The following is an 11,109-nucleotide window of genomic DNA, read 5'->3' on the forward strand; positions in this document are numbered from 1 at the left end:
CTAGTGACTCTTCACGCAAGCGACAGTAGAACTTGTTCTCACTCCGCCGAGAGTGAGGAAGATCACATGAGCGATTCCGCCATGCCCGACAAGGGATCCAAGGGCTTTTCACGCCGTGGGTTCATCGCAGGAACAGGTTCTATTCTAGGGGCGATGGCCGTAGCCGGTCGAGCCAACGCGGCGCAGGTGCGCGGCGCCGCCTCGAACGCCTCCGCCGCGACGGCCTCGGCCGCGCCGATCACCGACGGGGCCCACGTCCCCGTCCTGGTGATCGGCACCGGCTACGGCGGCTCCGTCGCCGCGCTGCGGCTCGCCCAAGCGGGCGTCGACGTACAGATGATCGAGATGGGCATGGCCTGGGACACCCCCGGGCCGGACGGCAAGATCTTCTGCAACACGCTCAACCCCGACCAGCGTTCGTACTGGCTGCGCACCAAGACCAAGGCGCCGCTGAACTACTTCCTCGGGTTCCCCATCGACAAGGACATCCCCAAGTACACCGGCATCCTGGACGCCGAGGACTTCGCGGGCATCACCGTCTACCAGGGCCGCGGCGTCGGCGGCGGTTCGCTGGTCAACGGCGGCATGGCGGTCACGCCCAAGCGCGAGAACTTCGGGGCCGTGCTCCCGTCGGTGGACGCCGACGAGATGTACAACACCTACTACCCGCGCGCCAACGCCGGTCTCGGGGTGGGGCTGGTCGACCCGGCCTGGTTCGACACCGTGGACTGTTACCAGTTCGCCCGGGTCGGCCGCAAGCACGCCCAGCGCTCCAACTTCCCCTTCGTCTTCGTGCCCGACGTGTACGACTGGGACTACATGAAGAAGGAGGCGGCCGGGACCGCCACCAAGTCGGCGCTGGACGGGGAGATCCTCTACGGCAACAACAACGGCAAGAAGTCCCTCCAGAAGACCTACATCGCGGCCGCGAAGGCCACCGGCAAGGTCTCGATCACCCCGCTGCACAAGGTCACCACCGTCTCCCCCTCGGCCGGTGGCGGCTACACCGTCGTCATGCAGCAGCTCAACACCACCGGCGACACCGTCGCCACCAAGAGCGTGACCGCGGACAAGGTCTTCTTCGCCGCGGGCAGCGTCGGCACCAGCAAGCTGCTCGTCAAGCTGAAGGCCACCGGCCTGCTGCCGAACCTCAACGACGAGATAGGCAAGGGCTGGGGCGACAACGGCAACGTCATGTGCGGCCGGGCCAACCACATGTGGGACCCGACCGGCAAGCTCCAGGCCACCATCCCCTGCGGCGGCATCGACAACTGGGCCGCGGGCGGGGCGTTCGCCGAGGTGGCGCCGCTGCCGACGGGCATCGAGACCTACGCCTCCTTCTACCTGTCCATCACCAAGAACCCCAACCGCGCCCGGTTCACGTACAACCCGGGCACCGGCAACGTGGACCTGGACTGGCAGACGGCCTGGAAGCAGCCGGCCATCGACATGGCCAAGACCATCTTCGACAAGATCAACTCGAAGGAGGGGACGATCTACCGGACCGACCTCTTCGGCACCTACAAGATCTGGGGCGACCACCTCACGTACCACCCGCTCGGCGGGGCCATCCTGAACAAGGCCACCGACAACTACGGGCGGCTGCACGGCCACCCGGGCCTGTACGTCATCGACGGAGCGCTGATCCCCGGCAACACCAGCGTCAACCCGTTCGTGACGATCACCGCGCTCGCCGAGCGCAACATCGAGAAGATCATCGCCACCGACCTGTGACCTGGGCGGACGCGCAACGGGTGCGGGGCCGACCGGACGCCACCGGTCGGCCCCGCACCTCTCGCGCGTCACGGTCGGTTCGGCTTCCGCGTCACTGACCGGGCAGCATGCAGACGCTGTCGAGGCCCAGCACGTGGTTGAGCCGGCCGAAGGCCAGCCACGAACCGATGCTCATGCTCAGCTCCACGATCTCGACCTGGGTGTACCGCGCCTTCATCCGGCCCCAGAACTCCTCGTCGAGGCCGTGGTGGTCGAGGGTGTAGCGCTCGGCGTACTCGGCGGCCAGCCGGGTCCGCTCGTCGAAGGCGTCCGTCGTGCGCCACTCGGTGACGGCGTCGGGGAAGGAGTCCTCGACCTTCTCGCCGTCGCGGTCGGTCCGCCAGTCGAGGCAGAAGACGCAGCCGTTGATCTGCGCCACGCGCAGCCGGGCCGCCTCGAACTCCCGCAGTCCCAGGGTGGTGTGGGCGTAGACCGACAGCGAGAAGTTCGCGGCGGCCATCCCGATGCCGGGGACCATGTCTCCCCAGACGTACTCGATCGGGTGCTGGCCCGCGGGGATGTCGACGTGCAGGCCGGTCATGGACCCGGTGGAACCCGGGTCGTCGGTGTCGGTGGCGTGGGTGGCGGTCATGGGTGCTTCCTTCCGAGTTTGCCGACTGCCGGGCGCAGCGGCACGTCGAGCGCGTCGTAGAGGCCGGGGTCGGCGGCCGCGAGCCAGTCGATGGCCCCCACCAGCCGTCCCACGGCGGTGGCGTTGCCGCCCGCCGAGCGGTTGTCGCCCTCGTCGGTGCACTCGACCGTGACCTCGATGCGGGGGCGGCCCTCGATGACCACGCGGTGGGCTCCGGAGCCGTCGGGGGGCGTGGGCCAGTCCGGGGCGCAGGACGCGTGGATCCGGGTGACGTGTTCGATGACGATGCGGGCCTCGCCCTCGACGATCCCCTGCACCTCGAAGCGGATGGCGCCCTGGGTGCCCGCCTCGAACTCCCCCATGGTGGCGGTCCGTACGGTCTCGTCGAGCGCGCGGCGCTCGGAGGTCTCGCGGATCTCGTCGAGTTCGACGCCGAGGGCGCGGGCCATCAGGCGGATCTGCCCGCCCCACACCATGGTGGGGATCGACGGCATGAGCATCATCGGCTCGAAGTCCATCGGGTGGCCCATGCCGATGAGGTGGCGGACCGAGTCCTGCTGGTCGTAGGTGGAGTAGTCGAATATCTCCTGGCAGCGGATCGCGTCGACCGTGGAGCCGAGTCCGCTGATCAGCAGGGGCAGTACGTCGTTGCCCCAGCCGGGGTCGACGCCCGAGGCGAAGAGCGAGCCGCCGCCCTCGGCGATCGCGGCGAGCACCGGATCGCGGAACTCGGGCGGGGCGCTGCGGTGGTCGTACAACGGGTAGAGGGCGGGGCTGACGACGACCGCGCCCGAGCGGACCGCACGGACGATGTCGTCGAGCGCCTCGTCGGGGCGGACGTCGCCGGAGGCCGCGTACACGACGGCCCGGTGACCGGCGGCCAGGACCGACGCGATGTCGTCGGTCGCCGGAACGCCCAATGCGTAGGTGAGCCCGGCCAGTTCGCCCGCGTCGCGGCCGACCTTGTCGGGGTTGTGGACGAGTACTGCGGCGAGCTTGAGGGCCGGGTGGGCCTCGACGGCACGGATGGCCGCGCGGCCGACGTTGCCGGTACCCCAGACAACCGTGGAAATCATGCGCGGAGGGTAGCGAGCGGGCCTGCAGGTTCCTAGTGCCGCGACCCCGAAAACTAGAACCGGATTCAGTCTTGGGGTGTCGTGTCCTCCCGCGGCGGTGTCGCGTCCTTGCGCCGCGCTGTCGTTTCCGTGCGCGCGGACGGCGGCCCGCCGCCGCGCGCGCGACCCGCCACGGCCAGACCCACCAGGGCGGCCGAAGCCAGGAGCAGCACCGCGCCGAGCACGATCAGCAGGTTGCGCCCGTACGGCAGCGGCAGCGCCGACGGGTTGGGCGGCGCGCCGGGGCGCAGCAGCAGCGGCAGGGTGACGAGGACGAGCGCTCCCCCGGTCAGCAGGGCCCCGCGTACGAGCCCCCGCGCGGCGGTGGACCAGCGCCCGGCCCGGGCCCCGGCGGCCAGGAGCAGCCCGACCGCGAGGACCAGCGGGGCGATGACCGCGTCGTGCAGGACGAGCCCGCCGCCGAGCCAGACCAGCACGTCCCCGGGATCGGGCAGGGCGAGGACCTGCCGGACTCCGACGGCGACGAGCAGCAGCCCGATGCCGCCGAGCAGGTACCGCGGCGCGTTCCGGGGCATCACAACACCGCCAACCGGGCGACCCACTTGGTCTGGAGCACACCGGGCCGGTTCGGCGCGATGATCCGGGCCGGGAAGCCGTGATCGGGCGAGAGCGGCTCCCCGCCCAGGGTCAGGGCCAGCAGGGTCAACGGGTCCCGGGCGTACGTCCGGCCCATCTCCATGACCCGGTACGCCCCGCCCGTCTCCAGCGAGGTGACCCGTACGGCGGCGCCGGGCGGGGCCCCGGCCCGGTCCAACAGGTCCCGGATCCGCACGCCGCCCCAGAGCGCCTCCACGCTCCAGCCCTCGACGCAGGCGATCGGCAGCCGGGCCTCGGCCCGGGGCAGGGCCAGGAGTTGGGCGTGCGTCAGGGTGTAGGGGAGGGGCCCGAGCACCTCCAGCCGCCAGTCGCGCAGCGCGGCCTCCCCCACCCCCGCGGCCGCCGCCGTGCGGTTGACCGGCAGCCCCTGCGGCCCGTGCCCGGGGTGGCGGGGGGCCAGCAGGTCCAGGCGCGCGAGCGGGGTGACGGACTGCCCCACCGTGGTCAGGGTGACCGCGCCGACCGCCGCGCCGAGCCCGAGCATCAGCGCCCGCCGGTCGGGGCCCTCCTGCACGGGGAGTTCGAGTGTGCCGGGCGAGCGGCGGCTCCAATGGGCCCTGATCTCGGGCGCCTTGACCGCGACGTGCAGCAGGATCGAACCGGCGGCCACCCAGGCCACGGCGAAGTGCACCGGCACGAAGGAGAACGGCCAGGGATACCACTCGGCGATGTTGAGCAGCCCGCTGAAGACCTCGAAGACGGCGGAGGCGACGAGCAGCGCCACCGAGAGCCGCTCCAGCCCGTGCCGCACCGACCGCACCGGCGGCCAGACGAACAACCGCGGGTAGACCGCCCAGAGCTTGACGAGCAGCAGCACGATCGCCGCGATCCCCGTGCCCACGTGCAGGCCCTGGCTGACCCGGTACCCCCACACCGGACGGCTCGGCAGCGCGTTCGCCGCCCAGGACGGCGGGTGCTGGAGGTAGTGGCTGATCAGCCCGGTCACGAAGCACACGGCGAAGGCCGCGCCCAACCACCGCCCGACGGCGGTGGCGGTGCGGGCGTCGTGCAGGGGCCCGGAGAAGGAGGGCGGTCGCGGTCGCGCCGGAAGGAGCCGGCGACGGGTCGGTGCGGTCATGCCTCCCATCACAGCGGCCGGGGCCGCCGCACGGGGCTTTCGACACCTTACGAAACGCGGACGCCCCGCCCGGCGAGCCCCGCCCCGGCCTCCTCCACTGCCAGGCTGGCCGCATGCCCAGCCCCCGCTCCTCCACCGTCCGCGAGCCGCTGCGACCCGCCCGGCCCCGCGCCCCGCGGACCGCCCTGCGGACCGCCCTGCGCGTCTGCCTTCCCGCCGCGCTCCTGGTCGCGCTCGTGGCGACGCTGGTGGCCACCGTCCGCAAGGACGGCTTCTTCACCGACCAGGCCGCCCTGACCGGCTGGTACGCCGCCGCGTGGGCGCTCTTCGCGGTGGCCGTGGCAGCCCTGCGCGCGGCGCCCGTCCGGTACGCCGTCCCCCTGCTGCTGGCCGGTGCGGTCGCCGTGGCCGCCACCGGGCTGGTCGCGCCGCCGCGCACCAGTACCGACTCCTTCCGCTACGCCTGGGACGGCCGGGTGCAGGCCACCGGCACCTCCCCCTACGACCACGCCCCGGCCGATCCCGCGCTCCTGCGGCTGCGCGACGACTGGCTGTTCCCGCAGGGCGCCGCCGCGTGCGCCGGGCCGGACCGGGCGGCGCTCTCCGACGGGGTGTGCACGCGCATCAACAGGCCCCGGGTGCACACCATCTACCCGCCGGTGGCGGAGGGCTGGTTCCTGCTCGTGCACGCCCTGTCCCCGTCCGACGTGCGCCACAAGGCCCTCCAGGTGGGCGGGGCCCTGCTGTCCGTCGCCGTGACGGCCTTCCTGCTGCTGATCCTGCGCCGCCGGGGCGCGGACCCGCGCCGCGCCGCCTACTGGGCCTGGTGCCCGGCGGTCCCCGTCGAGGCGGTGAACAACGCGCACGTCGACGTCCTCGCCGTGCTCCTGTCGGTGGCGGCCCTGGGCCTGGTCACCCGCCGCCGGGCGCTGGGCGGGGCCCTGTTCGGCCTGGCCGTGGCGGCGAAGATGCTGCCCGCCGTGCTGCTGCCGGGCGCGCTGTCCGGCGTGCGCCGGCCGCGCGACGCGGCGGCCGTGCTGCTCCCCGCCGCCGCGGTGGTGGCGCTGACGTACCTGCCGTACGTCCTGACCTCCAGCTCCTCCGTCTTCGGCTACCTGGGCGGCTACGCCCGGGAGGAGGGCTACGACGATCCCGCCGCCAAGGGGCGCTACGCCCTGCTGCGCCTCGTCCTCCCGGACTCCTGGTCGCTGCCCGCGGTGGCCGTCGTGCTGCTCGCGGTCGCCGTCCACGTCTGGCGCCGGGGCGATCCGGCCCGCCCCTGGCACGGCTCGCTGCTCCTGACGGGCACGGCGTTCCTCCTGCTCACCCCGGGGTACTCCTGGTACGCGCTGCTGTTGATCGCCCTCGTGGCCCTGGACGGCCGCTGGGAGTGGCTGCCGACCGCCCTGGCGGGCGCGGCGTCCTACGTCGCCTCCTCCCCCGCGGCCCTGGGCCCCGGCACCCCGACCGCGGCCTACGCCGTGGCCGCGGCCGCGGCCCTGGTGGGCACGGCGGTGCGGTGGCGGACCGGGGGTCAGAGCCAGCCGTTGCGGCGGAAGCCCCGGTGGATGGCGAAGCAGGACACGGCCATGAGCAGCAGGACCGCCGGGTAGCCGTAGGTCCAGTGCAGCTCCGGCATGTGGTCGAAGTTCATGCCGTAGATCCCGCAGACCATGGTGGGCACGGCGACGATCGCCGCCCACGCCGTGATCTTGCGCATGTCCTCGTTCTGGGCGACGGTCACCTGGGCCAGGTGGGCCTGGAGGATCGAGTCGAGCAGGGCCTCGTAGGAGGCGATCTGGTCGGTGGTCCGGGCCAGGTTGTCGGCGGCGTCGCGGAAGTACGGGCGGATCTCGGCCGGGACGGCGGGCATCGGCTCGGCGCCGAGGCGGTGCAGCGGCCGGTCCAACGGGGCCACCGCCCGGCGCAGTTCCAGCAGCTCGCGCTTGAGCTGGTAGATCCGACCGGCGTCGCCGCGCCCGCTGTGGTCGCTGAACACCGTGCTCTCCACGGAGTCGATGTCGCTCTGGACCGAATCGGTGACGCAGAGGTAGTCCTCGACCGCGTGGTCCACCATGGCGTGCAGCACGGTCGCCGGGCCCAGCGCCAGCTGGTCGGGGTCGCGTTCCAGGGCCTCGCGCAGCGGGCCGAGGGAGCCGTGGCCGCCGTGCCGCACGGTGATCACGAAGTCGGCGCCGACGAAGGCCATCAGCTCGCCCGTGTCGACCACCTCGCTGGTCTCGGTCAGCCGCTCGTGCTCGACGTAGCGGACCGTCTTGAGGACGGCGAAGAGCGTGTCGTCGTAGCGCTGCACCTTGGGCCGGTGGTGCGCGTGGGCGGCGTCCTCGACGGCGAGCGGGTGCAGGTCGAAGAGCGCGGCCAGGCCCACGAGTTCCCGCTGCTCCGGCTCGTGCAGGCCGATCCACACGAACCCTTCGCCGTTCTTGCGGACCCGGCGCAGCGCCTCCTCGGCGTCGGCGCAGTCCTCCTGGCGCACGCCGCCCCGGTAGACCACGCAGTTCACCACGGCGGTCCCGAGCGGGGACCTGGCCGGGTGGCTGAGGTCCACGGCGCGCCGGTAGCCACGGCGCACGGCCTTGCGCAGGCTGCTGAACATCGACACGGTACGTACTCCTCTTCGGCGGATCGCCAGACAGTGTCGCATCAGCGGCCCCACCCGCCGACCGGCCCTCTTCCGCGCCCGGGGGCGGTGGCCCCGGGGCTCCTGTCGGCCTCCGCGCGGGGGCGCGTACCGTTGCGCCCGCGTACGACGACGTGGCCGTGCGGGACGTGGCGGGACGAGCCGGAGGAGACGGTTGTGGCGGCAGGACCGGAAGTGGGATCGGTGGTGGGCGACTTCACGCTGCCCGGCGGCGAGCTGGTGGACGGCGCCTTCGAGCGGCGCGACTACACGCTGAGCGAGCGGCGCGGCGGGCCGGTGGTCCTGGCGTTCTACCCGGGCGACAACACCGCCGTGTGCACGAAGCAGCTGTGCTCCTACTCCAGCGGCTTCGAGGAGTTCGCCGAACTCGGCGCCACGGTGTGGGGGATCAGCCCGCAGGACGTCGACAGCCACGAGGGGTTCGCGCGGCGGCACGGGCTGCGGATGCCGCTGCTCGCGGACACGGGGCGCGAGGTCGCGCGGGCCTTCGGGGTGAGCGCTCCGGGGATCGGGCTGCGCCGGTCGGTCTTCCTGATCGCCCCGGACGGCACCCTGCACTGGAAGCACGTGGCGCTGCTGGGCGCCACCTTCCAGAGCGCCTCGACGCTCGCCCGGGAGCTGGCCGCGTTCGCGTAGCCGGGCGCGGCCGGAGACCGGTCCGGGCCGGGCGGGAGGTCCCGCGCCCCGGGGGACGTCGCCGGACCGGGGGAAGGTCGTCCGTCCCGGCGAAACGACCCCCGCCCGGGCGGTAGCGTGCCCCGTGCGCGTGATGGTGACCGACCGTGGGGGATGGATCCGCTGTGCCTGCCGTACCCGCCGTGCCCGCCGCCGTGATGGGCCCGCTGCTTCCCGGCGATCCGCCGGCGATCGCCTCGTACCGCCTCGTGGGACGGCTCGGCACGGGCGGCATGGGCGTCGTCTACGCGGCCCTGGACGGCGGCGGCCGCAGGGTCGCGCTCAAGACGGTGCATCCCCAACTCGCCGCCGATCCGCAGTTCCGGGCCCGGTTCCACCGCGAGGTGGGGGTGCTGCGGCGGGTCACCGGGCCGTGTCTGGTCCCCCTCGTCGACGCGGACCCGGACGCCGCCGCGCCGTGGCTGGTCACCACGTACGTACCGGGGCCCACCCTGCACCAGTACGTCGCCGCGCACGGGCCGCTCACGGGGGCCCGGCTGCACCTCCTGGCGGCCGGTACGGCGGCCGCGCTGGCCGCCGTGCACGCGGCCGGCGTGGTGCACCGGGACCTCAAGCCGGCCAACGTGATCCTGTCCCCGGACGGCCCCCGGGTGCTCGACTTCGGCATCGCCCACGTCACGGACGGCACGGCGGTGACCCGTACCGGCGTCATGACCGGAACTCCCGGCTGGATCAGCCCCGAGCAGTACCGCGACGGGTCGGCGGACAGCCGCGGGGACGTCTTCGCCTGGGGCGCGCTCATCGCCGCCGCGGCCACCGGCAGGCCCGTCTTCGGCACCGGGGCCCCGGACGCGGTGGCCTACCGCGTGCTGCGCGAGGAGCCCGACCTGACGGGCGTGCCCGACGAACTGCACGGCGTCCTGGTCGCCTGTCTGGCCAAAGAACCCGGCGAACGGCCGATGTCCCGGGCCCTGGCGGTCGTCACCGCGCGGCTGTTGGACGGCGCGGCCACCGACGTGCTGCCGGTGGGCCGCCCGGATGCCACCGCACCCACGCGGGTCGACGACGCCCCCGTCGACGACGCGCCGATCGACGACGCGCTGATCGCGGCCCGGTGGGACGTGCCCTCGATCGAGGACCCCTCCTGGGGCGCGGTCCCGCCCGCCGGTTCCGCCGCCGCAGGCGGGTCCGCCCCCACCGGGCGCGGGGTGTGGGTGCGCCGGGGCCTGTTCGTCGCGGCCGCCGCCGCACTCGGCGGCGTCGTCGGGCTGGGCCTGAGCCTGCTCCCGTCCGGACAGGACGGTCCCGACGCGCGGGGCGGCGCGGCCTCCGCCTCGCGCTCCCCCGAGGAGCGGCGGGCCACGGCGTCGGGCGCCCCCGCGACGCCGCCGCGGAGTCCGGCCGCCCCGCTGTCGGCGAGCGGTCCTGCCCCGTCGGCCCCCGGCGACCCCGGTGGCGGCCGCACGGCCGTCCACACCATCGCCCCCTGGTCCATGGCGGGCGGGGAACCGGCCGAGGGGGTCACGATCACCGGGGAGACCACCGGATCCTGTTGGACGGTCTCCAGCAAGACCCCGCGCTCCGACGCGTGGCGCTGCATGTCCGCGAGCACCATCCTGGACCCCTGCTTCGCCCCGGGCGACGGGCCGGCCGACGTCCTGCTGTGCATGGACGGCAACGCCCGTCGCATGCAGCGGCTGATCCTGACGCAGCCGCTCCCGGCGGACTCCTTCCGCCCGCCGGGCAGCCCGGCCCCGACCACCCTGATCCTCGAGCTGGCCAACGGCAAGGTCTGCGGCTTCGCCTCCGGCGCCACCTCCGGCCTCGCCGGTCAGCGCCTCAACTACTTCTGCGAGGGCGGCGGGACCGTCTACGGCGACCCGGACCGCTCCCAGCCGCTCTGGACGGCCGATTACCGCAAGGACCAGAGCCCGACGACGGAGAGCGTCCCGATCAGGGCGGCGTACCAGTGACCTCCGGCGGCGCCTCGACCGGCGGGAGCCGGAGCCGCTGTTGCCGGTGGCCGAGAGGCCGGGGCGCCGTCCTCGTCGCGGGCCTCAACGAGTGGCTGTGACCGGCACTTCCACCGCGGGCGCGGAGGGGGCCGTCACCGATGACCCAGCACGTTGACCACCCGTCCGCTGGGATCGCGGACGAAGAACCGCCGCACGCCCCACTCCTCGTCCTGCAAGGGGTGCACGATCTCCGCACCGCTCTCCCGCATGGCCGCGTAGGCCGCGTCCACGTCGTCCACCTCGACGCTCATGTCGGGGGCGACGGGCGCGGTCTTGTCACCGGTCATGACACTGATCTGCGCCGCCGGGCTGGACGGGGAGGCGAGCGTCATGATCCAGCCGTGGTTCATGACCTCCTCGAAGCCCAGCAGGCCGTAGAACTCCCGGCTTTCCTGCGCGGCCTCCGACTGGATGTTGGGCACGACACGGCGAACGGCCATCGACGACTCCAAGTGAGAACAAACGTGTCTCCATGGCCTCCAGGAGTACTACGCGACGACCACCACCGCACGCGCTTTCGCTGCACGCGCTAGGGCGTGTTTCGAAAGTAGCGCCTGGCTCGCGACGCCTGGTACCGCGCCTCGCGGCGTTGTCGGAACGCCCGATTACGTCCAGTAGGC

At 73.4% G+C, this 11,109-nt stretch carries 10 protein-coding genes; 4 read left to right on the plus strand and 6 right to left on the minus strand.

The features are described 5' to 3' along the window. The first annotated feature begins 81 nt into the window (after positions 1-81). Complete coding sequence (locus ACFWAR_RS32340; RefSeq protein ID WP_385784978.1) at positions 82-1,734, plus strand: GMC oxidoreductase; 1,653 nt, start codon at positions 82-84, stop codon at positions 1,732-1,734. Between the two features lie 91 nt (positions 1,735-1,825). Here ACFWAR_RS32340 and ACFWAR_RS32345 read toward each other — a convergent pair whose 3' ends face one another. From ACFWAR_RS32345 to ACFWAR_RS32360, 4 genes are all read right to left on the minus strand, one after another. Further along, on the minus strand, positions 1,826-2,305 hold the full coding sequence (locus tag ACFWAR_RS32345) for a carboxymuconolactone decarboxylase family protein (protein ID WP_385784980.1): 480 nt from the start codon (positions 2,303-2,305) through the stop codon (positions 1,826-1,828). Positions 2,306-2,361: 56 nt separating this feature from the next. After that, entirely contained in the window at positions 2,362-3,441 is a 1,080-nt protein-coding gene (locus ACFWAR_RS32350; RefSeq protein ID WP_385784957.1) for a dihydrodipicolinate reductase, read from the minus strand. 65 nt (positions 3,442-3,506) lie between these two features. Next, positions 3,507-4,016, minus strand: coding sequence for a hypothetical protein (locus ACFWAR_RS32355; protein WP_385784959.1), 510 nt, complete (start codon positions 4,014-4,016; stop codon positions 3,507-3,509). Next, on the minus strand, positions 4,016-5,176 hold the full coding sequence (locus ACFWAR_RS32360; protein ID WP_385784962.1) for a molybdopterin-dependent oxidoreductase: 1,161 nt from the start codon (positions 5,174-5,176) through the stop codon (positions 4,016-4,018). The genes ACFWAR_RS32355 and ACFWAR_RS32360 overlap by 1 nt, the downstream gene beginning before the upstream one ends. 113 nt (positions 5,177-5,289) lie before the next feature. On the opposite strand from ACFWAR_RS32360, the gene ACFWAR_RS32365 reads away from it, so the two are divergent. Beyond that, positions 5,290-6,789 (plus strand): glycosyltransferase 87 family protein, encoded by a 1,500-nt coding sequence (locus ACFWAR_RS32365; protein ID WP_385784965.1) that lies wholly within the window; start codon positions 5,290-5,292, stop codon positions 6,787-6,789. Here ACFWAR_RS32365 and ACFWAR_RS32370 read toward each other — a convergent pair. Then, the gene (locus tag ACFWAR_RS32370; protein WP_385784982.1) at positions 6,711-7,793 is read right to left on the minus strand and encodes a magnesium and cobalt transport protein CorA; all 1,083 of its coding nucleotides are present in this window, start codon (positions 7,791-7,793) and stop codon (positions 6,711-6,713) included. The genes ACFWAR_RS32365 and ACFWAR_RS32370 overlap by 79 nt on opposite strands. A 201-nt stretch (positions 7,794-7,994) precedes the next feature. Here ACFWAR_RS32370 and ACFWAR_RS32375 point away from each other — a divergent pair, with 201 nt between their 5' ends. Both ACFWAR_RS32375 and ACFWAR_RS32380 read left to right on the plus strand, forming a co-directional pair. Continuing rightward, complete coding sequence (locus ACFWAR_RS32375; protein ID WP_385784967.1) at positions 7,995-8,474, plus strand: peroxiredoxin; 480 nt, start codon at positions 7,995-7,997, stop codon at positions 8,472-8,474. Positions 8,475-8,638: 164 nt separating this feature from the next. After that, entirely contained in the window at positions 8,639-10,447 is a 1,809-nt protein-coding gene (locus ACFWAR_RS32380; protein ID WP_385784970.1) for a protein kinase, read from the plus strand. 134 nt (positions 10,448-10,581) lie between these two features. On the opposite strand, the gene ACFWAR_RS32385 is transcribed toward ACFWAR_RS32380, so the two are convergent. After that, complete coding sequence (locus ACFWAR_RS32385) at positions 10,582-10,929, minus strand: VOC family protein (protein WP_385784973.1); 348 nt, start codon at positions 10,927-10,929, stop codon at positions 10,582-10,584. Positions 10,930-11,109 lie beyond the last annotated feature (180 nt).

This window comes from Streptomyces sp. NPDC059917, from assembly GCF_042730635.1.
Classification (GTDB): Bacteria; Actinomycetota; Actinomycetes; order Streptomycetales; family Streptomycetaceae; genus Streptomyces.

Bases quoted from the DNA above. Each gene is read 5' to 3' on its own strand.
- ACFWAR_RS32370 (WP_385784982.1), bottom strand. From the start codon at position 7,793: ATGTTCAGCAGCCTGCGCAAGGCCGTGCGCCGTGGCTACCGGCGCGCC.
- ACFWAR_RS32350 (WP_385784957.1), bottom strand. From the start codon at position 3,441: ATGATTTCCACGGTTGTCTGGGGTACCGGCAACGTCGGCCGCGCGGCC.
- ACFWAR_RS32365 (WP_385784965.1), top strand. From the start codon at position 5,290: ATGCCCAGCCCCCGCTCCTCCACCGTCCGCGAGCCGCTGCGACCCGCC.
- ACFWAR_RS32355 (WP_385784959.1), bottom strand. From the start codon at position 4,016: ATGCCCCGGAACGCGCCGCGGTACCTGCTCGGCGGCATCGGGCTGCTG.
- ACFWAR_RS32340 (WP_385784978.1), top strand. From the start codon at position 82: ATGCCCGACAAGGGATCCAAGGGCTTTTCACGCCGTGGGTTCATCGCA.
- ACFWAR_RS32360 (WP_385784962.1), bottom strand. From the start codon at position 5,176: ATGACCGCACCGACCCGTCGCCGGCTCCTTCCGGCGCGACCGCGACCG.
- ACFWAR_RS32385 (WP_385784973.1), bottom strand. From the start codon at position 10,929: ATGGCCGTTCGCCGTGTCGTGCCCAACATCCAGTCGGAGGCCGCGCAG.